We start from the raw sequence: 19,278 nt of genomic DNA on the forward strand, positions 1-19,278 counted from the left end.
TGGAGTGGTTTCGGTTGAGCGAGTAGAGGACTTTGTTGCCACGCGTCGACCGACACTGAAGGGCAAACTGAACGCAGACCTCTTGTCGATTTTTGAAGTCCTGACGACGGATCCGCGCGGGACCACGTTCCCGCCTTGTGCGGATACATTTGTAAGGGCACACGGCCGCAAAGAACGCCGTGGCCCTGCTGGCGGATTTACCAGACGTCGCAGCAAGGGAGTCTGGATTTTATTGCTTAGAGGCTTTATCTGTCGATAAGATATAATTGGAAATGGCAGATGAGTGACGCTGACACCAAAGAGCAGATCATTACCGTCGGCCGGTCGATGGTGCAGAGCCATGGCTGCAACTTCCTGTCGTTTCGCGAAATCGCAAAGGCCATCGGGGCCAAGAGCGCGAGCATCCACTATCATTTCCCGACGAAGGACGACCTCTGTGCCACGCTGGCTCCGCGGTACTCCGAGGATGCGACGACCTATTTCAATGAGATCGAGGCGAAGGGCAGCGAGGTTGCCGAAACCTGCAAGCAATACACCGCCATCTTCCGCTCGGCGTTGGTGAACAACAACCGCATGTGCTTGTGCGGGATCATGGCGGCGGAGTACGGTGACCTTCCTCCAGAGGTCTGTGCCGAAGTGGACAATTTCACCGACGTCAACGTAGCCTGGTTGAGCAGGATGATGTCTCGCAACGATCCGAGCCTGTCTGCGGACGAAGTTCGCGACAGGTCGGTGGCGATCTTTGCAGCCATCGAAGGCGCTCAGTTGGTCGCACGGGGACGTGACGACATCGGCGTCTTCGACCGGGCAATGCACGCCTACGAAAGCGTTTGACTGATGTAGTCTTCTTTGAGGGCGGCCGTCTGCTTCGCGCAAGATAGTTACACCATTCTAATTTCAATCCATCCTCAACGCGGCGAATACACTCCGCCGCTCTCCAGCTTTGATAAGGCTCTGCAACAATGACTAGCTTTTTGAAAATCGCCGCAGTTTGTCTAATCCTGCTTTCGCTTCTGCTTGCGCTAAAAGCGGTCTATTCGGCAGCAACAAGTCCTTTCGGAGCGCCAGGCTGGGCGTCCTTGCTTGTCGCGATTGGTGCGGCCGGCTGGGCAATCAAAGATGCGTTGGAGGCAAAGGAATCCTTGGGATTTCCCATTGCTGCGGTGGTCATTGGGATCATCTCCCTGGGCGTGGGTGCTACCATCGAGTTCGGTCGCGTTTCATACGACAACGCCCTCGAGCAAACGCTCACTGACGCCGATAAGAACAGCGACCAGATGCATGCGACGGAAAAGTCGCTGGGCATCAAATGATTTAGTGCGAAGCTTCTGCCCGCTGCTTTCTCGCCAATCTAGCAACTTGACGTGCGAGACTTGAGCAGCGGTCGCGCCCAACAAGCGACGTCGCCGTACTGCGGTTTTAGTCAGTCTGAATGTTGGGTCGCGCGATGGAAGTTGAAGACAACGACACACCGATCAGCCTTTGCCTGGCTTGCGCAAACACCCCAGCCTCATTCGCTTTCATTGGAACGAACACGAATATAATCGCCACTGGGGTGGTGACAGCTTGGGAGTTCTGTCGGAGGATCCAAATAATCCTCTGGTGGGTATTGGGCAGAGTTTAAAAGTCGGAGAGGTATCGTTCCTCGTTCCGCACGAACCCGCGCCAGTAACTTTATGTGCGTCGATCCCAATCAAACCGAATTCGAAATCCCGGACCCCGAGCAGATGCCGGACGGGGCGAGGCAGGACCTCTTCGATTTCATCATAGACCACCTCGACAGGTACAATCTACCAAGCTGAGCCAACGAGGTCTATGCCTAACGACCTTATTAAAGTGTAACTGGGCGGACAGCATTCGCGGTTACTCGGCGTAAGCTTTGTGTCGGCAGTAGGCCGCAAGAAAACTACGTGCTACGGTATCTGCCAAGCAGAACTTATCAACGGTTGGGCCCATGGCCAGCCACTCTCTGAACGCATCAGGTTTATCGCGGCCTGGATGACTCAGATTGCTCGAGCGAAATCGATATAGATTTACGGCCTGATCCTTCACATCGTCAGGTATCCGCAGAATTGAAGAAACCGTGGCGATTGACGGCAACATGTTGATGAGCCCTATTTTCCGCAGTTCGGTCGATGCTTGACGGATTGCTTCGGGCTTATCGGCGCGCTTGGAAAGAGTATCGGCGAAGTCTGTAGCGAATTTTCGTTCTTCCTGTTTTATGCTGTCCGACCTCTCCTTTCGTATCGATGTCATAACGCCGTTGACGATCGCTTCAACACAAAGGATGTAGTGCTGAAGGATCGAACGCTGCAACGGTTTCGCACCGGCAGTGCTCTGGAGTTGCCAAGCCGTCAGCAAATGGATGTATGCGTTTTCCGCGACTGAATCCTTGTCTATGGTAGAGAAAAGCCACCTGACCTCAGTTAGGTCCTCCTCGGACAATGTATCTGGCTCGTGAAACATGGATATTGAAGCCGACTGCGACCATGCAGTAACCTCTTGCTGCTCTCCGACACGCCGAAGCTTGCGAAGTTCAGCATGATAGCGCCTGCCGGGAACCGACAGGCTCAAGCTCAGAAGCAGCCTGTCAGCTATGCGTTGCGCGACATTCGAGGCCTCATCGGCATTCGATGCCTCGACGTCGATCTGAAGGCGGTGGCGGCTTTGCACCTCATCGCGTGGTGGATAACAGATAAGTTGAGAGTCAAACGAAGCCTCCATCTTCATCACTGGAGGGCGCCCCTTTTTAGCACTTTCGAATTCGACATCCGTGAGGGGCGCAAGAACAATACGATCCGAGAATCTGAACTCCTCGCGAGGGAGCTGAGGTCCGGTCACGATCCACCAAGTTTGCCACTGCTCCGTAACGGACGATGAATGCGATGCCATAATGATGCTCCCTTATGACGCACGCTAAAAATAGTTGATCAGGCCAGATTCTCAATGCGTAGTTGTGACGCCTTTGTGGAAAACATACACAAAACAGCCAGTTCATCTGCGCCAAAGGATGTTCATCTGTGAGGCCCGTTTTGAGAGAACGTCAGTTTACGCTTGGCGGAATGGAGTGACGTTGTTTCCGCGCGCAATCAACGGAGGTGGCGAGGTGTTGCGCTTGAAGGAAGCTCGTTGCTGGGCTACAGCCAAGGTCGTAATGGTGAGGCCCAGAACTGATGATACTCGTGACTGGCATATCAGGCGTAGGAAAGACCTACACGATCGAGCGCTTCGTCGCTACCGTTCCCAGCTACGTTTACGCCAGAGCGAGCGCTATCCTTCAGAGGCATGATCGGCCAATTCAATCTCTTTCGAAAGAAGACGTCATCGCAAACCAGGAAGTCCTAAAGGAGGAAATCCGCATACTCGCACTCGAGCACGGCGACGCCCTCATCGTTGACGGACACGCGACCGTTGAAGACGAGGACAACTTTGCCATTTCCGTCACACACCTCTTTGCCGAGCTTCCGATCAAAACAATCGTGTTCATTGAGGACGACCATGCGCAACTTGCGATGCGTCGCGCCATAAAGGGGAAGTCGACCAACGAAACCGTGGTTCGGAATCTGCAGGCCTTGGAACTGGCCGCGTCGAGAGAGTGGGCCAAAGCACGCGGTGCGCGTTTCGGCCGTGTGCGGAGCGGCGATCTGAGAGCTTTATACGAAGCTCTGGCTACGAGTTGAGTGTCGCAAGGCGACCGTTGAAGACGAACTCAGCCTTCCCTGGGCGATAGAAGGAGTCAAGCTTCTGGGTGAGCACGAAGCCCATCCTGACGAGGATGTCTCCAAGCTCCGGCATGCGCTCTTCCGGAACCGTCGCTAGAGGAGACGCTTCTCCGACCCAGCGCCTGCCCTCTTTTATTAGGCGCACGCCGACGCCGTGCCCCATGAAATCAGGACGCACCCACAAAGTGCACAGCTTACGCTCCCCGCGTTCGCGCTTGGCGATCAGCGCGGCGATGATCTCGTCGTCGCGACGGACGACGCGAACCATCCTCGTGCCTTCTGTGATGCCAGGAACGACTGTGCCCCAATACCAGCGCTCGAAATCAGGATAGTAGCATTCCAGATGGCTCAGGCATGAATAGACCTCGGCCGACTCCGACGGACGGGCCATACCAAGGCCATGTGAGATGTTGGTGCGGGACTCGATCATAATGACTACCTCTTTTGTCTCAATCTAAGCACTGGAACCACGAAAGTCACGACCTGCTACAGCCACATGAAATAAACTTTTTCGCAGATGAAATGAGCCAAGACCGGAACGCGAAAGCGAGCACGACGGCCATCGCAAACGCGATCCAAGCGGAGGCCATGAACGCACCCCAAACACCACCTTTGTACCAACTCGCTAATATGTCCTCGACCGCGCTCCCGAGGGCGCCCAGAAGCACGACGCCTATGAAGTAGTATGGAATGTTGCCCCGCGGTGCCCTGAACCTCGCAAGCGAGACGAAGTTTTCCACCGGCCCCGAAACGGCCCTCCAGTGATAGATCATCATGTTGCCGATATCGACGTACGACAACTCGGTCGGAAGATAGCCCTCCCAAAGATTGGCCTCCATCCTCCTCATCTTCTGCATGGCACCATGCGAAGCGACGAGCTCGAAAGTTAGATCGCGGATGATGAAGCAATGCGCTGCGGTGACGTCGAAGGTTTCTGAGGTCGTGGAATCAATCTGCGACAATACGCTCTCGGGAAGGTTTCTCATCTCGTTGAAACGAAGCTCGGTGAATTCTTCGCTCCACAGGGTGCTCGCTACGAACCCGCCTTGGCTTGCACGACTTGTACTGAACTCGGTGGCTGTCTCATCGGTGAGATTGAACCGTAGGCGAATGTAGTGTCTGCCCGGCGCACGAAGCCGCGAACAGAAGGTGGTGTTGAACTCAAGTTTCACTCCCGACCGTGAATTCGTCGGTTCGGACTGAGACCAAATCACATCCTTCTCCAAGTCGACGCCATGGAAAGTTAGAAAATGCTTTTTGCCCCGTGTCGCTACGGTGAAGCTCGTGTCGCCGGACGAACCGCTTTGCGTTACCACGTCGTTGAAGACGGCACTTAGTAGCTTGTTGTCTCGAAGTCTGGGACTCAGGTCTTCGATCTTATCCAAAGCCACAGCAGCGGGCACGAAGAAGGTCATCGTCTTCAGCTCGTAGGCGTCCGATATGAGAAGGCCGACGTCGAGGAAGTTCGAGTCATGGCTGCTTTGAATGTGCCGCCAAAGATTGAAGTGGACCTCTACCTTGGCACGGTCTCCCGTAGGCGGCGTCGTCGTCCGCTCATACCATAACGCAACACTTCCAGTCATAAGGATTCGCCCCCCTTTCTTCCACCCTATGTTGCATGTTCAAATACTTCGTTAAGCTGGGACCAGGGGATTCGACCGAAAGGACAGACAGTGCAGCTCCCGAACAAAGGTCTCCTCGTACGCGAACCTTGGGCGTCCGCTCTTGTAGAGGGCCGTAAGACGATGGAATTGCGCGGCGCCAAGACCGCGCACCGGGGTAGAACCGCCATCATCCGCGCCGGAACTGGGCTCGTCATCGGAGAAGCTTCGCTCGTCGACGTGAGAGGGCCTTTCACACGATCCGATCTCGCACTGAGTATGGACGAACACCGAGTTCGCGTTGATTGGGATACCGCTGATATCCCATATCGAAAGACATACGGATGGATTTTTGCTGCGGCAGTCGCATATGAAGTTCCAACTCCATACCGTCACCCTGCGGGCGCCGTGATCTGGGTGAATTTGGGGGGCGAACGTTTAGGTCAGGTCGGAAGGTTTGATGTTCGCTCCGGTGATTAAGCCATGATGTTTTCACGCTCATCCCTCGAAATTGATCACGTTCGGCAAACAACAACTGCGTAACCGGCAATGAAGTCACCGATTTAGTTGAAATTATTTAATGAATTCAGTGAGCGCTCGGCAAGGTGTCTATGCCCGTAATACCATGACTGCTGCGTTGACGCCAACGATCGTTGGACGCCTACAGTCCGCTGGTCTCATTACTTCTTGTTCTTCCCTTGATCGTAGTGCCACTTGATGGAGAAGAACATGCCCGTGCCCAATACGAGTATCTTCAACGGAAAGAAGACAATCGGAAACCAATCTACCCAGTCTGACATTTTGAATATTTCCAGCCATTACGTTACGGTATCGCTGAGATCACTACATCGTAATTGCCGCATGTAACATCAGCCATGTTGACGCAGATGGCGTCAGAAATGGACCAAGGGCTGCCGTAATGAGCCTCCGTCGACTTATTCAACTGATGCTTCTGCTTGTCTTGGGATCGGCGTCGCCCACCTTCGCTCAGACAGAAAATGCCGGGATCCGTCATATTCAGGCAGCAATCATGCTTGTTGGCACCGCGGCCCCCTTTTTAGGAACGGCCATGTGCCGGGTGAATGAAGAGTGTGATGTGATTTCCAACGCTGAGCCTCGTATCAAACTTTCCATCACACTCAAGCGACAGCAAGATGGTGAGCTTGGCACGATGGTTATTAAGTGTTCTGACGACTGCTCGTTTGTATCTGGTCGATCGCGGATCAGTCTGCAGAACCAAAGGTCGTTTGAAATCTTCCATGGTGACAACGGCGTGGAAATCGAAGCGGTTCTGAAGCCTCGACGCAAGATCGGCGATGTTTTTCTGATCGTTCGGTGATCTGCTCGGGAGCTTGAACACAATAAAGCTGAGTATTCAGAAATTTCAATGATATCAAACCATTGTGGCCTTACGCATTTCATATAGGTTGTTCTGATCCTTTTCTACAATGGCTCGTTTCATCTCCATGCAATTTCGCGAACGCCTCGTCCTCTACGCACTCCTCACGTCCTTGACCTCGCTTAGCATCGACGCCCTGTTGCCCGGCTTGCGCGCGATTGGAGCCGAACTCGGCACGCCACCGCTGCTCTCCACCCAGCACGTCATTTCGCTGTTCATCTTTGGCATGGCATTTGGCGAGTTGTTGCTGGGGCCGATATCCGATGCGATTGGACGGAAGCGTGCGCTTCTGTTCGGGCTCGGCATCTACCTCTGTGGCACCGTCATCGCGATGCTGGCGAATTCACTGGAGATGGTCATTGTCGGGCGTTTTTTGCAGGGCATCGGTGTGTCCGGCCCGAAGATCGCGACGCGCGCCATGATCAGTGATCAGTTCGAAGGCAATGCCATGGCGCGTGTCATGTCCTTCATGTTCACCCTCTTCATTCTGGTGCCGATGATTGCCCCGGCACTTGCGCAGGGACTGATTTCCATTGCGGGATGGCGCAGTGTCTTCGTCGCCTATTTGGTAATTTCCCTCGCTCTAGGCCTTTGGCTGGCAATTCGGCATCCGGAAACATTGCCTGCTGCGCGGCGCATTCCATTTCGCCCGCGCCTGCTTGTGGCCAATGGCCTTCGCATCCTTTCCAACCGCCGCGTGACGTTGCTGTTTGTGGCGAGTGGCCTCGTCTTCGGCGCGCAACTGCTCTATCTCAGCACGGCTGCCGACATCTTTTATGATGCCTATGGCGTTGCAGAGACCCTGCCCTTCTATTTTGCCGGGCTCGCCATTTCCATGGCGCTGGCCTTCTTCATGAATGCGAGGCTCGTTCAGCGCTTTGGCATGGAGGCCATGGCGCGCGGTGCTTTCTTCGGTCTGGCAAGTGTTACCTTCGTGATGATGATTGCTTCCATCGCTTACGGAAACCACCTGCCCTTTCCCGCCTTTCTCATGATGCTCTTCATCACCTTTTTCACCATGGGTCTGCTGTTCGGCAATCTGAATGCCTTGGCCATGCAATCACTCGGACAGATCGCGGGCTTCGGTGCATCCATCATCGCCTCGGGGTCGAGCCTTGTTTCGACACTCTTCGCCCTTGTTTTCGGCCAGCTTTATGATGGGACGGTCGTATATCTATCAGTGGGCTTTTTCGCTGCGGGCATCACCGCGCTTGTGGTGGCGGAGGTGGCTTTGCGCAGCGACGCCGCGGCAGTGCAAGCGGCTACGTAGTCGTTCACGCAAATTGCTCTTGGGAAATTGAGGCTGCGCTTCTAAAAGACTGTGTGAGTTTGTTTGAGAAGAAGTGTTGATGCCGCAGATTTATGTTGATGCCGATGCGTGCCCCGTAAAGCCGGAGATTTTGAAGGTAGCTGAGCGCCACGGGCTGGAGGTGACATTCGTTGCCAATTCCGGTCTGCGTCCTTCGCGCGATCCGATGGTGAAGAACGTCATCGTTTCTGCGTCTTTCGATGCTGCCGATGATTGGATTGCGGAACATGCGGGAGAGGACGATATCGTCATCACTGCTGACGTTCCTTTGGCGGGGCGATGCGTTGCCAATGGCGCGCAGGTAACGGGACCGACCGGGCGCATCTTCGATAAAAGCAATATCGGCATGGCAACGGCCATGCGTGATCTTGGCGCACACTTGCGGGAAACCGGTGAGAGCAAGGGCTATAACGCCGCCTTCTCACCGCGTGACCGCTCGCAATTTCTGGAAACGCTTGACCGCATGTGCCGTCGGGTCAAAAAATAGGCCGGGTTGGAGATATATCCATGAAAACACCGCAGCAGAAGGTCAGCAATTACTCCAGACATCGGCCGTTTCTGATCGCTGTTGCGCTCAGTGCACTGGTTCTAGTGGGGCTGCTCGTCGTCATACCGTCTCTGGCGGTGGAAGGCGCAGCCATCGCGTTCTTTCTGACCTATCTCGCAATCATCTGTTTCCACCTGCCTCGCCTCACCGCTGCACATATGAAGGCGCATGCCGACAGCGACGATCTGCCAGCAATCGCCATCATCGCCATTACCTTTCTGGCGGTCAGTGTTTCCGTCGCATCCCTGTTCATTGCGCTCAATCACTCGGCAGGTGAAACCGTGTGGTCGCTCGCTCTTGCGTTTTTATCGGTCTTCTTCGGCTGGCTCACCATTCATACGATGACGGCGCTCCATTACGCCCACCTCTTCTGGCGGCCTTCCAAAGCGCATGAGAGGAAGCAACCGCGTGGCGGAATGGATTTTCCGAATACGGACGATCCGGGAATTTATGAATTTCTCTACTTCTCCGTCGTCATCGGCATGACGGCACAGACGTCTGATGTCGCCGTTACCACGACCTCTATGCGCAAGGTGGTGCTGCTGCACTCCATCGTCTCGTTCTTTTTCAACACCGTTCTCGTCGCAGCGGCTGTCAACGCCGCCGTATCGCTGGCGGGCTGAATACAGTCTTCATACAAGGAATAGCCTCATGAAAATCATCTCTCAAAACTCCGCCTTTGGCGGCATGCAGGGCGTTTTTGCGCATGATTCAGACGTTACGAAGTGCGAGATGACCTTTGCCGTCTATGTGCCACCGAAAGCAATCAAGGAGCCCTGCCCGGTTTTGTGGTATCTCTCCGGTCTGACCTGCACCCATGCCAATGTCATGGACAAGGGCGAATATCGCCGCATGGCGTCGGAGCTGGGCTTGATCGTGGTCTGCCCCGATACCAGCCCGCGCGGCAATGATGTGGCTGATGAGCTGACAAACTGGCAGATGGGCAAGGGCGCTGGCTTCTATCTCAACGCCACGCAGGAGCCCTGGGCCGAGCATTATCAGATGTATAGCTACATCACGGAGGAATTACCGGCGCTGATCGCGGAGCAGTTCCGGGTGAATATGAGCCGCCAGGGCATTTTCGGCCATTCCATGGGCGGCCATGGCGCGATGACGATTGCGCTGAAAAACCCGGATCGCTTTAAAAGCTGCTCCGCCTTCGCCCCCATCGTCGCGCCCTCCTCCGCTGACTGGTCGGAACCTGCCTTCGAGAAATATCTGGGCGAAGACAAGGCCGCGTGGCGTCAATACGATGCCTGCGCGCTGGTGGAAGATGGCGCGTGCTTCCCGAAATTCCTGATCGATCAGGGCAAGGCCGACAACTTCCTCGAAAAGGGTCTGCGCCCCTGGCTGTTCGAAGAAGCGATCAAGGGAACGGACATTGCGCTGACGCTGCGCATGCACGAGCGTTATGACCACTCCTATTATTTCATATCGACCTTCATGGATGACCATCTGAAATGGCATGCGGAGCGTCTTGGCTGATACGCGGCATCAGTCTGGCTTGCGGTGTTCCAGCCGCAGGCCCTTTGCGGTGCGGTTGGCAAAGCCTTTCCAGTAGCTATGCTCCGGTTTCAGGCTGCCATCCTTGTTGGCGGCCCACACGCCCTTGTCCGAATCTTCGACCAGATCGAGATACGGCGCTTTGCTCTGATCGTTCTTCAGCTTGAGATCGAACCAGACCGTCGCGAAATGCTGGGCGATGTTGTTCATGCGCACCGTGTCCCAGACCGGATCGGCGTAATGTTCGAACGGCGCGAAGCCCAGGTCTTTGTTGAAGGTCCAGCTTTCTACCGGGGCTGGCATGGTGGCTGCCGCATTGTGGTTGGCATCGGCGAAGGTCAGCAGGTAACGGTCAACCGGCATTTTGCCTTCGAAAATCCGGCGTATGCCTTTCTGGTAATCCGAAACATCATCCGCACTACCAGCCATGAAGAGGACCGGAACCTTGATTTCCGAAAGCCCCTGCGCATCCCACATATCGCGCTGCATGCCCCAGGGGGCGATGGCGATGATGGCCTTGAAGCGCGGGTCGAAAAGGTCAGTATGCTCTTTCGATCCCGCCTGATGGATAGCGAGCGCACCTTCCTTGGCGCTCCAGTCCGCCGCAACTGCTTTTGCCGAGACGCCAGCGCCAGCCGTGACGACCGCGCCATATCCACCCATGGAATAGCCGATCAGCCCGGTTCGCGAGACATCGACGAGGCCGGATAGGAAGCCATCAGTCGCTCCACTCAGCCGTGCCATTTCCTGCAAGGCAAAGCGCTGGTCGAGCGGGCGGTTGACCAATGTGCTGCCGAAGGCGCGCTGGTCGTTGTAGGTGCTGTCGGTATGGTCGATGGAGGCGACGACATAGCCCTTGCTTGCCAGATTTTCTGCAAGCGGGCTCATCAGATAACGGTTGCCGGGATAGCCGTGGGAAATGATAATCAGCGGGAATGATTTGCCGTCTTCCTTGCGCGGTTCGGCATCTCTCTGCGCCTGCCCTGCAATGGAAACCTCGGTCTTCCCGTCGCGCAGGAAGACTCTGTAGTCTCCACCCTGCCCTGCATTTTTGGCCGGATACCAGACCTCCAGAACCAGCTTGCGGTCGTAACGGGGAAGCGGCTTTCCGGGCTGGATATTGACGACATCTATCTGGTCCGGATTGAGCGCCGTAATCGTTCGCACGCCAACCGGATAGCTGCCATAGGGCGCCAGTTTAGGGGCATCGGGTCGGATGCGATCTATACGGTTTTCAGTGGCTGAAGCATGAAGGGGCATAAGAACCAGAATTGCTAAACCAACGACGCCAATCAATTTCATCATATGCTCCTGCGGCCACGACGCACTCCCCCTAACCCAAGGATATGACGGTGAATTAAAACCGGCCCGGAAACAAGGCCGTTGCCAGCGACGCAGGGCGGTTGAGGCGGAACTCGGCGATGACGCGCTCGGCAATGCCGTAGGCGAGTTCCTGCTCTATGGCGGATTTGTCGATGCCGAGAATGTTGGCGGTAAAGGCCGACTCTGCGACCACCTCGCCCGTCTGCACGGCGGCAGCGCGTACCACCACGCGGGCCGAGGCGCGTTCACCGAAGATGAAGGAGCCCTTGGTGACGGAGATGAGGCGGATGGTCAGCACCACGCGCGGGCGCGTTCTGTCCCGCGTGGTGGACTTGATCGCATTCGACATCTGGTACTGGATGGATTGCATCAGTTCAGCGGAGATATCCGGCCGCGCTGCGACGAAGGCGCCGCGCACGTCGTAAAGCAGCCTTTCGCCGTCGCTCGTCTCAGGCTCCAGCCTGAAAGACATGAGCGCAAGAGACGCCAGCAAAATGATGCCAAGGCGCTTCAGCGAGTGGTGCATGATAGACGCTTCCCCTTACGTCAGGTTCCGCATCCATCATCAACATTTACGGTTAGAAAAGCGTTAAAGCGTTACGCTCTGCCATCTCTTGCAGCGGTAAGAACATGGACGGCGGCGCGCATTTCCAGGAGCCGCTTTGCGCGTCTTTCCTGCGCTTCCTCATCCTCGCCCCATTGCTCGGCGGTCCAGTCTTCGTCCAGATGCGCCAGCGCCCAGACCTCTTCCAGACTACGTTCACCCTCGGACAAGGCAAGCGCCAGAATGGCGGAGCCGGTCAGCGTTGTCATGGTGTGTAGGGCAGCCAGTTCGATGGGTGTATCGTATTTCCTAAGCGTCACGGCGAAGGCGGCAATCGCTTCGCGCGGCTGCTCCTGATGCATGACGCCTTCGACGAGAATGAACCGCGCGCCCAGCGTATGGGATGCCCAGTCGATGATCGGATCCCATTGCTCGGACTGACGCGCCACCAGTGCCTCCGGCTCGCCCGCCCGGTAGCAAAGAAGATCGCTGGATGAGAAGCGCAGAATATCCTCAAACACCGCCTGTGTATCGCTGGCAATGCCATCGATGGCCGTATTGATGTGGCGAGAAACCGGCATGACCGTCGGATCGATGACTTCGGCCTGTGCATCCCATTCGTCGCACAGCAACTGGGCAAGCGCGCGGGTGGGCACGGCCAAGGGGCTCTTGGCCGGGGTGCGCATGGTTTTACCGTCCAGAAGAACGCTGAACGCACCCTCCTCCGTCTCACCAACAGTGACATCCTTGTAGAAACGCTTCGGCAAAGGCTTCTGCATCTGGATTTGGGAACGGCGAATGGGGTCCGGGTGGCTCAAGCCTTCCGTCAGATCATTCAACAGGTCACGCATGATACGTCCTCATCAGCCCGGAATATGGCCGGGAATTTCGCTTGGATGGTTGACGATGGCGTCGGCTCCGGCCTTCCAGAGATCGTCAACGGAGGCATAGCCCCAGGCAACGCCAATCGCCTTGGCACCCGCCGCCTTTGCCATCTGCATATCGTAAATGGCATCGCCGATAACAATAGTATCGGCGGGAACCATGCCGGTTTCGTCACAGCATTCCGTCACCATGGCCGGATGCGGCTTGGAGGGGCAATCGTCTGCCGTGCGCGAAACGATGAAATGCGGACGGAAACCATGCGTGTCCATGATGAGGTTCAGGCCGCGGCGGGACTTGCCCGTTACCGCTCCCATCAACAGCTCTTCACGTTGCGCCAGCGTCTCGATCATAGCGCTGATGCCATCGAACAATGGTTCCTGAAAACCGTCCTCTGACCGCACTTCCGCAAAGATGGCCTTGTAATGGGCCGTCATCGCGGTCGCTTCGTCATCCACATGCGGTTTGCCCTGCATGCGGGCAATCGCGATATCCAGCGTCAGGCCGATGATGGATTTCGTCAGTAAGACGTCCGGGCGGTCATAGCCGAAATGAACGAAGGTACGGGCCATGACCTCATGGATGAGGCCTACGCTATCGACCAGCGTGCCATCGCAATCGAACAGAACCAGTTTCATTCGTCGTCCCTGTCACCATCGGCAACATCAAGACCCAGCAGGTTCCATGTCTGCACCATGTGTGGTGGCAAAGGTGCCGTCACGCGCAGGCGTCCGCCGGATGGGTGCGGAATGTCGATCTTTCGCGCATGCAGATGCAGGCGTTTCTGAACGCCACCCGGGAAATCCCAGTTGACGTCTTCGATGTAATATTTCGGATCGCCGATGATTGGATGGCCCATATGCAGAGCGTGTACACGCAGCTGGTGCGTGCGGCCCGTATAGGGCTCCATTTCCAGCCATGCCAGGTTCTGCGCAGCAGTATCGATGACACGGTAATAGGAAACCGCGTGGTCGGCCCCCTCCTCACCATGCTTGGCGATGCGCATACGGTCGCCATCTGGCGTCTGTTCCTTAACCAGCCAGGTCGAAATCTTGTCCTGATGTTTGCGCGGCACGCCCTTCACCAAGGACCAGTAGGTCTTCTTGGTATCACGCTCGCGAAACGCTGCCGTCAGTTTCTGCGCGGCACCTCTGGTGCGGGCGACGACGAGAACGCCAGATGTGTCGCGGTCGATGCGGTGAACAAGGCGCGGCTTTTCGCCCTTGGAACTTGTCCATGCTTCCAGCAAACCATCGATATGGCGGTTGATGCCGGAGCCGCCCTGCACGGCAATACCGGCGGGCTTGTTGAAAACGAAAACCTTCTCGTCTTCATGCAGCAGCATGCGCTTCAACAGATCGACATCGTCGGAGTTCTTGAGGTCGGTCGAGCTGATCGGCCCGCCCTTGACCTTGGAATCGACATCCAGTGGCGGCACGCGAACGGTCTGCCCGGCTTCCACGCGCGCATCGGTTTTCACGCGGCCACCATCCACACGCACCTGACCGGAGCGCAGCAGCTTTTGCAGCGGCCCGAAGCCGAGGCCGGGATAGTGGATCTTGAACCAGCGATCGAGGCGCATTCCGCCCTCTTCGGGCTCAACCTTGATGTGCTCGATACCTGCCATGGCTAATCCGTTCTTTCTTTTCTCGCGTCCGCATCGTCAGCGTGCGGTATTTTCCGTTGCCTTTAGAACAAAGCGCGGCCCAAGGCCAGCCCGGCGAAGATTGCAGCGAAAGAAACGACGAGACTCGCGCCAAGATAAAGCGCTGCAAGCCCTATATCGCCACGTTCAAACAGCACCACGGCATCCAGCGTGAAGGAAGACCACGTCGTAAAACCACCGAGAATGCCGGTGACGATGAAGACCCGCATTTCGGCGGACGCATCGAAACGACGGGCCACCATCTCCACCATCAGCCCGATCAGAAACGCACCGACCACATTGACGGTGAGCGTGCCCCAAGGGAAATTCGCGCCCGCTAGCCGCACGCCCCACAGCCCCACCAGATAACGGGCAACGGAACCGATTGCACCGCCAAGGGCAACAAGCGCGATGTTGAGCATAGAATTCTCCGGGATATGCAAGCAAATGAGCCCCTGTCTACGACAAATACGGCCAAAGAGAAATTCCCGAAGCCTCGCATAGGGTAAAAAATGCATTCCGCGTTTCGTTAAAACTTTACTTAAATGCAACCCTTGGATTTAATCGGGAGTCAATTCACATCTGATAAGTTGGATCATCCAAGATAGGGAGGGTGATCGTATGGTACAGGTTCTGACAGTTTCCGCGACCACCGCCGCATTTGTTGCCGATAGCATCAAGTCCGTGCAGCGCGCGCCGCGAAAGATGGAAATCGAGCAGGCTGCGCGCGAACTGGCACGCAAGACCGGAAAAAGTGATGAGAGCCAGCTCAACCAGATGGTCGCCGTGGTAAGCCAGCCTGCACTATCGCTTCATTTCCTGACAGCCGGAAAGCATCAGAACCCGCAGGCGACTCTTGAAGAAGTCATTGAAGCATATGAGGAAAACAAAGCCGCAACTGACTAATCGTCTTATGTGCGTTTTATCTTCAGCGTTCAGCCTGTTGTCAGCCAGCAGGCAAAAGCTCCCGGACGATGCAAATTGGGAGCAACTTCATGAAAATCGCGTCGACATATATTCTGGCCACAACAGCCGCCCTGTTCATCGCGGCACCCGCCTTCGCTGCGACAACCATCAAAGTAACTGAGAAAGGCGAGGCCGGGCAACCGATGTCGCTCGTTATTGATAAACCAACCGTCAAGGCTGGAAGCGCTACATTCGTGGTTCACAACGACGCCATGTCCGAAGAGCATGAAATGGTTCTTGTGAAGCTGAAGTCTGCGGACGAGACAATTCCTGTCGATACAGCAAAGAACCGTATCGACGAGAAAAAGCTCAAGAGCGTCGGCGAAGTGTCGGATTTGAAACCCGGAAAAAACGGCACGCTGAAAGCAAAACTCACTCCCGGAACCTATCTTCTTTTCTGCAACATCAAAGGCCACTATGCGGCCGGAATGCAGGCCAGACTGACGGTCACAAAATAAAAACAAACGTCAGTGTGGAAGGGCTGCCGGATCACAGCGATACCGGCAGCCTCTCTTTTAGTTATGCTGATGCGCTTCGTGGCCGCCCTTGGCAGAGCCCACATCCATTATCACATCGACCTTTCCGGCCTTTTCAAACGTCAGCGTTACCGGCACCTTGTCGCCTTCGGCGAAGGGCTTGCTGACATTGTAGAACATAAAGTGAAGGTCGCCGGATGTCATATCCACGGTCTTGCCCGCGGGAATGACGATACCGGCAGCCATTTTGCGCATCTTCATCACGTCATTGACCATTGCCATTTCGTGTATCTCGACGCGCCCGGCGAGCGGTGACGCCACCGATAACAGCCGGTCGTCAGAAGCGCCGTCATTCTTCATTATCACGGTCCCGCCACCGACCGGCTGGCCAGGCAGCATGGCCTTGGCAACAGCGCCTGAAAGCTCGATATCACCGGATTTCATGACATCTGCGGCATGTTCGCCAGCACCGTGATCGTGCGCGGCGTGATCATGGTCGTGACCCTCGGCCATCGCCTGCTTTGCAACGATCTTGATCGTCGGTGCCGGATTGTTCAGGGAATGCGGGTCCTGGCCCTTTTCGGCCACTTCGTCCCAATTGGCCGTCCCCTTGTCTCCGCAGATCTGCGTGACCTTGAATGGCAGGCTGGTGCCTGCATCGACGCCCGAGATTTTGCCCTGCACGTTGAATGTATCGTAATAGGCATCCGGAAGGTCGCCGCCCGTCCAGCGAATTTCGATAGGACCGCTTGTCACCTCGGTGCCGTGGTTCATGTAGCTCTTCTTGTAATCATCCTTGATGATCTCGATATCCCAACCCGCTTTCGGCTGAGGCTTGGCGGAGATGAAACCTTCCGGCAATTGGATGCGTACCTCCGTCGTGGGCAGGCCGCCATCGCAGCCATGCGGCACCTGAAGTGCGGCGACGATGGTGCTTTCCTGCTCCGCCGTTGGGTTGACGAAGCTGGTATGGGCATAGGCCGGGACGGTGGAAACGGATGCCAGCAGAGCGGCGCAAAGCGTAACATTGTGAATTTTCATCTTGTGATCCTCTCGACTGCGGCTGTTGAAGCATCGCAGGTCGTCTATGTAGCGGTCGTATAGGGTGGCTGTTCGGGGATCAAAGATAGGCAGGCGGGGCGCGTGCTTTTGGGCTTTGGCCATCGACATGATGCACGATGGCGACGCGTAACGTCGGGCGATTATCCAGCCACGCGAAATGCGTCCTCACCCAGGAATTCGTATCCGGTGTTGGCAAAAGAATCGAGGAGGCCAGAAGGCAGGCTTCGCAGAACAGGGATATACCGGAGTGATCCGTCCTGCCCTTCTCATGCGCGGTTTGCACAGCCGCATGGCCCTCGCAGATTTCGGCAAAACTTCCGTCAGGAAGGCGATAAGCCTCATCGAAATCAACCGTTGTAGCGGCAATCGCGACTGCTGGCTTGTGAGCGAAACCTAGCGACAGCATCAGCGTGGCGCAGAAGATGCGCAGAAGTCTCGTCGCCAATGTCGGTTGCTTGCTCATGGAAGCTCTCATGACACGAAGCGATATCGCGGTTTTTGCTGTAAATCAAAGTGCAATTGCACGCAGGCGGAACCGCTGCGTTTGACGCTACGTTCTCTGCACAGTCAAAGACAGCGAGGAGACCGTCCCCATGCCCGCAAAATCCAAGGCGCAGCAGAAAGCAGCCGGTGCGGCATTGGCCGCAAAACGCGGCGATATGCCGAAATCCCGTTTACAAGGCGCTTCAAAAACCATGGCTAAGTCCATGACAGAAAAGGAACTGGAAGATCTGGCATCCACCAAGCACAAGAAGCTTCCAGAAAAGAAAGAAGACTAAAGTCACGCTGACTTGGCTTGGTTAGAACTCCCGCCGTTCCCATGAACCGATGGCGCAGGCTGAACAAAAAACTGTTTGACTGCGTCATTTGGTCCTTGCCAAGAAACTGGCTAAGCAGATAATGAACTTCCATCCCGCTGGGAGACACCGCCTCACGGCGGGGCCGAAGGAGCAACCGCCCCGGAAACTCTCAGGCAAAAGGACCAGCGGACGAGGACGGAACTCTGGAGAGAAGCCACCTGCATAAGGACGGCTCGCCGAAGGGATAACAATCTCAGGCGACAAGGACAGAGGGGGCTCTTGAACCCGGCACTTTGAACAGTGTCATGACATGAGCCCACGCGACATCGCGTAACCCTGGAGGCGTCCTTGGCCGATACAGCCGAGTTACAAGTCACCCCGCTTCATTCCCTTCATGTGTCTCTTGGCGCCCGCATGGTTCCCTTCGCGGGATACGACATGCCGGTGCAGTACCCCGCAGGCGTGATGAAAGAGCATCTGCACACGCGTACCTCCGCAGGCCTGTTCGACGTTTCCCATATGGGTCAGGTCATCGTGAAGGCGAAGTCCGGCAAGGTGGAAGACGCAGCCCTCGCTCTCGAAAAGCTGGTTCCCGTCGATATCCTCGGTCTCAAGGAAGGCCGTCAGCGCTATGGCTTCTTTACCGATGAGAATGGCGGCATTCTGGATGATCTGATGATCACCAACCGTGGCGATCACCTCTTCGTCGTCGTCAATGCTGCCTGCAAGGACGCCGACCTGGCCCATATGAAGGCGCATCTTTCCGATAGCTGCGATGTGACGCTGCTGGAAGACCGCGCGCTCATCGCGCTTCAGGGTCCACGCGCCGAAGCCGTTCTGGCGGAACTCTGGGCTGGCGTTTCGGGCATGAAGTTTATGGATGTGCGGGAAGTTCCGCTGCATGACGTGCCTTGCATCGTATCCCGTTCCGGCTATTCCGGCGAAGACGGTTTCGAAATTTCCGTTCCATCCGACAAGGCTGAATTCATTGCCAAGGCACTGCTGGAACATCCAGACTGCGAGGCCATCGGTCTCGGTGCGCGCGATAGCCTTCGTCTCGAGGCCGGGCTTTGCCTTTACGGCAACGACATAGACACTACGACATCCCCCATCGAAGCGTCGCTTGAGTGGGCAATCCAGAAAGCACGCCGTACTGGCGGTGATCGCGAAGGCGGTTTCCCGGGTGCCGAGCGTATTCTGGGTGAGTTTGCCGAAGGAACCGCCCGCCGCCGCGTTGGCCTGAAGCCGGAAGGCAAGGCGCCTGTGCGTGGCCATGCCAAGCTTTTTGCTGATGCAGAAGGCAGCAAGGAGATTGGTGAAGTCACCTCCGGCGGTTTTGGCCCGACTGTAGAAGGTCCGGTTGCCATGGGTTACGTGCCGAAAGAATTCGCAACGCCGGGCAGCGCCATTTTCGCAGAAGTCCGCGGCAAGTATCTACCTGTCGCCGTTGCCGCCCTGCCCTTTATTACTCCCACTTACAAACGCTAATTTCCGGAGAG

24 protein-coding genes and 1 riboswitch are annotated in these 19,278 nt (G+C 56.1%); of the genes, 13 read left to right on the forward strand and 11 right to left on the reverse strand.

All coding sequences use genetic code 11. From position 1 onward, the window contains the following. Positions 1-279: 279 nt before the first annotated feature. Both AC27VJ_RS09380 and AC27VJ_RS09385 read left to right on the forward strand, forming a co-directional pair. Positions 280-834, forward strand: coding sequence for a TetR/AcrR family transcriptional regulator (locus AC27VJ_RS09380; protein WP_488683816.1), 555 nt, complete (start codon positions 280-282; stop codon positions 832-834). 128 nt (positions 835-962) lie between these two features. Continuing rightward, a complete protein-coding gene (locus AC27VJ_RS09385) occupies positions 963-1,313 on the forward strand; it encodes a hypothetical protein (protein ID WP_488683817.1) in 351 nt (116 codons plus the stop codon). Between the two features lie 550 nt (positions 1,314-1,863). On the opposite strand, the gene AC27VJ_RS09390 is transcribed toward AC27VJ_RS09385, so the two are convergent. Further along, complete coding sequence (locus AC27VJ_RS09390) at positions 1,864-2,892, reverse strand: hypothetical protein (RefSeq protein ID WP_488683818.1); 1,029 nt, start codon at positions 2,890-2,892, stop codon at positions 1,864-1,866. 281 nt (positions 2,893-3,173) lie between these two features. Here AC27VJ_RS09390 and AC27VJ_RS09395 point away from each other — a divergent pair, with 281 nt between their 5' ends. Continuing rightward, entirely contained in the window at positions 3,174-3,680 is a 507-nt protein-coding gene (locus AC27VJ_RS09395; protein WP_488683819.1) for an AAA family ATPase, read from the forward strand. Here the strand turns inward: AC27VJ_RS09395 and AC27VJ_RS09400 are convergent. Both AC27VJ_RS09400 and AC27VJ_RS09405 read right to left on the reverse strand, forming a co-directional pair. Then, positions 3,670-4,152 (reverse strand): GNAT family N-acetyltransferase, encoded by a 483-nt coding sequence (locus AC27VJ_RS09400; RefSeq protein ID WP_488683820.1) that lies wholly within the window; start codon positions 4,150-4,152, stop codon positions 3,670-3,672. The genes AC27VJ_RS09395 and AC27VJ_RS09400 overlap by 11 nt on opposite strands. A 46-nt stretch (positions 4,153-4,198) precedes the next feature. Further along, positions 4,199-5,305, reverse strand: coding sequence for a hypothetical protein (locus tag AC27VJ_RS09405; RefSeq protein WP_488683821.1), 1,107 nt, complete (start codon positions 5,303-5,305; stop codon positions 4,199-4,201). A gap of 90 nt (positions 5,306-5,395) precedes the next feature. Between AC27VJ_RS09405 and AC27VJ_RS09410 the strand changes: the two genes are divergently transcribed. From AC27VJ_RS09410 to fghA, 6 genes are all read left to right on the forward strand, one after another. Next, complete coding sequence (locus AC27VJ_RS09410) at positions 5,396-5,803, forward strand: ASCH domain-containing protein (RefSeq protein WP_488683822.1); 408 nt, start codon at positions 5,396-5,398, stop codon at positions 5,801-5,803. A 439-nt stretch (positions 5,804-6,242) separates the two neighbouring features. Next, positions 6,243-6,662 (forward strand): hypothetical protein, encoded by a 420-nt coding sequence (locus AC27VJ_RS09415; RefSeq protein WP_488683823.1) that lies wholly within the window; start codon positions 6,243-6,245, stop codon positions 6,660-6,662. 109 nt (positions 6,663-6,771) lie between these two features. Beyond that, positions 6,772-7,992 (forward strand): MFS transporter, encoded by a 1,221-nt coding sequence (locus AC27VJ_RS09420; RefSeq protein WP_488683824.1) that lies wholly within the window; start codon positions 6,772-6,774, stop codon positions 7,990-7,992. 79 nt (positions 7,993-8,071) lie between these two features. Further along, the gene (locus AC27VJ_RS09425; RefSeq protein WP_113088199.1) at positions 8,072-8,518 is read left to right on the forward strand and encodes a YaiI/YqxD family protein; all 447 of its coding nucleotides are present in this window, start codon (positions 8,072-8,074) and stop codon (positions 8,516-8,518) included. A gap of 20 nt (positions 8,519-8,538) precedes the next feature. Beyond that, a complete protein-coding gene (locus tag AC27VJ_RS09430) occupies positions 8,539-9,201 on the forward strand; it encodes a DUF1345 domain-containing protein (RefSeq protein ID WP_488683825.1) in 663 nt (220 codons plus the stop codon). Positions 9,202-9,229: 28 nt separating this feature from the next. Then, positions 9,230-10,063: an S-formylglutathione hydrolase gene (gene fghA, locus AC27VJ_RS09435; protein ID WP_488683826.1), complete on the forward strand. Its 834-nt coding sequence runs from the start codon at positions 9,230-9,232 to the stop codon at positions 10,061-10,063. A gap of 9 nt (positions 10,064-10,072) precedes the next feature. Here the strand turns inward: fghA and AC27VJ_RS09440 are convergent, their stop codons facing one another. From AC27VJ_RS09440 to crcB, 6 genes are all read right to left on the reverse strand, one after another. Continuing rightward, positions 10,073-11,383, reverse strand: coding sequence for an alpha/beta hydrolase family protein (locus AC27VJ_RS09440; protein WP_488683827.1), 1,311 nt, complete (start codon positions 11,381-11,383; stop codon positions 10,073-10,075). Between the two features lie 55 nt (positions 11,384-11,438). Continuing rightward, complete coding sequence (locus AC27VJ_RS09445) at positions 11,439-11,930, reverse strand: hypothetical protein (protein WP_113088196.1); 492 nt, start codon at positions 11,928-11,930, stop codon at positions 11,439-11,441. A gap of 71 nt (positions 11,931-12,001) precedes the next feature. Next, entirely contained in the window at positions 12,002-12,799 is a 798-nt protein-coding gene (locus tag AC27VJ_RS09450) for an ATP12 family chaperone protein (RefSeq protein ID WP_488683828.1), read from the reverse strand. A gap of 12 nt (positions 12,800-12,811) precedes the next feature. Then, entirely contained in the window at positions 12,812-13,468 is a 657-nt protein-coding gene (locus AC27VJ_RS09455; RefSeq protein WP_488683829.1) for an HAD-IA family hydrolase, read from the reverse strand. Further along, positions 13,465-14,457 carry an RluA family pseudouridine synthase gene (locus AC27VJ_RS09460; RefSeq protein ID WP_113088193.1) on the reverse strand — a complete coding sequence of 331 codons (993 nt, stop codon included), beginning with the start codon at positions 14,455-14,457 and terminating at the stop codon, positions 13,465-13,467. Before AC27VJ_RS09460 ends, AC27VJ_RS09455 begins: the two co-directional genes overlap by 4 nt. Positions 14,458-14,519: 62 nt before the next feature. Further along, positions 14,520-14,897 (reverse strand): fluoride efflux transporter CrcB, encoded by a 378-nt coding sequence (crcB, locus tag AC27VJ_RS09465; RefSeq protein ID WP_488683830.1) that lies wholly within the window; start codon positions 14,895-14,897, stop codon positions 14,520-14,522. Positions 14,898-15,096: 199 nt separating this feature from the next. On the opposite strand from crcB, the gene AC27VJ_RS09470 reads away from it, so the two are divergent. Together AC27VJ_RS09470 and AC27VJ_RS09475 are read left to right on the forward strand one after the other, a co-directional pair. After that, positions 15,097-15,381, forward strand: coding sequence for a hypothetical protein (locus tag AC27VJ_RS09470; RefSeq protein ID WP_488683831.1), 285 nt, complete (start codon positions 15,097-15,099; stop codon positions 15,379-15,381). Positions 15,382-15,470: 89 nt separating this feature from the next. Beyond that, a complete protein-coding gene (locus AC27VJ_RS09475) occupies positions 15,471-15,899 on the forward strand; it encodes a plastocyanin/azurin family copper-binding protein (RefSeq protein ID WP_488683832.1) in 429 nt (142 codons plus the stop codon). A gap of 57 nt (positions 15,900-15,956) precedes the next feature. Here AC27VJ_RS09475 and AC27VJ_RS09480 read toward each other — a convergent pair whose 3' ends face one another. Together AC27VJ_RS09480 and AC27VJ_RS09485 are read right to left on the reverse strand one after the other, a co-directional pair. Beyond that, entirely contained in the window at positions 15,957-16,958 is a 1,002-nt protein-coding gene (locus AC27VJ_RS09480) for a DUF1775 domain-containing protein (protein WP_488683833.1), read from the reverse strand. Positions 16,959-17,037: 79 nt separating this feature from the next. Continuing rightward, the gene (locus tag AC27VJ_RS09485) at positions 17,038-17,442 is read right to left on the reverse strand and encodes a hypothetical protein (protein WP_488683834.1); all 405 of its coding nucleotides are present in this window, start codon (positions 17,440-17,442) and stop codon (positions 17,038-17,040) included. Between the two features lie 130 nt (positions 17,443-17,572). Between AC27VJ_RS09485 and AC27VJ_RS09490 the strand changes: the two genes are divergently transcribed. Further along, the gene (locus AC27VJ_RS09490; protein WP_062449909.1) at positions 17,573-17,758 is read left to right on the forward strand and encodes a DUF3008 family protein; all 186 of its coding nucleotides are present in this window, start codon (positions 17,573-17,575) and stop codon (positions 17,756-17,758) included. A 128-nt stretch (positions 17,759-17,886) separates the two neighbouring features. Then, positions 17,887-17,974: riboswitch (glycine riboswitch) on the forward strand. Positions 17,975-18,127: 153 nt separating this feature from the next. Continuing rightward, entirely contained in the window at positions 18,128-19,267 is a 1,140-nt protein-coding gene (gene gcvT, locus AC27VJ_RS09495) for a glycine cleavage system aminomethyltransferase GcvT (protein WP_488683835.1), read from the forward strand. Positions 19,268-19,278: the final 11 nt, after the last annotated feature.

It is taken from the genome of Agrobacterium sp. 20P9.1.2 (genome assembly GCF_057799395.1).

What these genes read in the sequence shown, in the direction of transcription:
- AC27VJ_RS09380 (WP_488683816.1), top strand. Translation starts at nt 280, where the DNA reads ATGAGTGACGCTGACACCAAAGAGCAGATCATTACCGTCGGCCGGTCG.
- AC27VJ_RS09385 (WP_488683817.1), top strand. Translation starts at nt 963, where the DNA reads ATGACTAGCTTTTTGAAAATCGCCGCAGTTTGTCTAATCCTGCTTTCG.
- AC27VJ_RS09390 (WP_488683818.1), bottom strand. Translation starts at nt 2,892, where the DNA reads ATGGCATCGCATTCATCGTCCGTTACGGAGCAGTGGCAAACTTGGTGG.
- AC27VJ_RS09395 (WP_488683819.1), top strand. Translation starts at nt 3,174, where the DNA reads ATGATACTCGTGACTGGCATATCAGGCGTAGGAAAGACCTACACGATC.
- AC27VJ_RS09400 (WP_488683820.1), bottom strand. Translation starts at nt 4,152, where the DNA reads ATGATCGAGTCCCGCACCAACATCTCACATGGCCTTGGTATGGCCCGT.
- AC27VJ_RS09405 (WP_488683821.1), bottom strand. Translation starts at nt 5,305, where the DNA reads ATGACTGGAAGTGTTGCGTTATGGTATGAGCGGACGACGACGCCGCCT.
- AC27VJ_RS09415 (WP_488683823.1), top strand. Translation starts at nt 6,243, where the DNA reads ATGAGCCTCCGTCGACTTATTCAACTGATGCTTCTGCTTGTCTTGGGA.
- AC27VJ_RS09420 (WP_488683824.1), top strand. Translation starts at nt 6,772, where the DNA reads ATGGCTCGTTTCATCTCCATGCAATTTCGCGAACGCCTCGTCCTCTAC.
- AC27VJ_RS09425 (WP_113088199.1), top strand. Translation starts at nt 8,072, where the DNA reads ATGCCGCAGATTTATGTTGATGCCGATGCGTGCCCCGTAAAGCCGGAG.
- AC27VJ_RS09430 (WP_488683825.1), top strand. Translation starts at nt 8,539, where the DNA reads ATGAAAACACCGCAGCAGAAGGTCAGCAATTACTCCAGACATCGGCCG.
- fghA (WP_488683826.1), top strand. Translation starts at nt 9,230, where the DNA reads ATGAAAATCATCTCTCAAAACTCCGCCTTTGGCGGCATGCAGGGCGTT.
- AC27VJ_RS09440 (WP_488683827.1), bottom strand. Translation starts at nt 11,383, where the DNA reads ATGAAATTGATTGGCGTCGTTGGTTTAGCAATTCTGGTTCTTATGCCC.
- AC27VJ_RS09445 (WP_113088196.1), bottom strand. Translation starts at nt 11,930, where the DNA reads ATGCACCACTCGCTGAAGCGCCTTGGCATCATTTTGCTGGCGTCTCTT.
- AC27VJ_RS09450 (WP_488683828.1), bottom strand. Translation starts at nt 12,799, where the DNA reads ATGCGTGACCTGTTGAATGATCTGACGGAAGGCTTGAGCCACCCGGAC.
- AC27VJ_RS09455 (WP_488683829.1), bottom strand. Translation starts at nt 13,468, where the DNA reads ATGAAACTGGTTCTGTTCGATTGCGATGGCACGCTGGTCGATAGCGTA.
- AC27VJ_RS09460 (WP_113088193.1), bottom strand. Translation starts at nt 14,457, where the DNA reads ATGGCAGGTATCGAGCACATCAAGGTTGAGCCCGAAGAGGGCGGAATG.
- crcB (WP_488683830.1), bottom strand. Translation starts at nt 14,897, where the DNA reads ATGCTCAACATCGCGCTTGTTGCCCTTGGCGGTGCAATCGGTTCCGTT.
- AC27VJ_RS09470 (WP_488683831.1), top strand. Translation starts at nt 15,097, where the DNA reads ATGGTACAGGTTCTGACAGTTTCCGCGACCACCGCCGCATTTGTTGCC.
- AC27VJ_RS09475 (WP_488683832.1), top strand. Translation starts at nt 15,471, where the DNA reads ATGAAAATCGCGTCGACATATATTCTGGCCACAACAGCCGCCCTGTTC.
- AC27VJ_RS09480 (WP_488683833.1), bottom strand. Translation starts at nt 16,958, where the DNA reads ATGAAAATTCACAATGTTACGCTTTGCGCCGCTCTGCTGGCATCCGTT.
- AC27VJ_RS09485 (WP_488683834.1), bottom strand. Translation starts at nt 17,442, where the DNA reads ATGAGCAAGCAACCGACATTGGCGACGAGACTTCTGCGCATCTTCTGC.
- AC27VJ_RS09490 (WP_062449909.1), top strand. Translation starts at nt 17,573, where the DNA reads ATGCCCGCAAAATCCAAGGCGCAGCAGAAAGCAGCCGGTGCGGCATTG.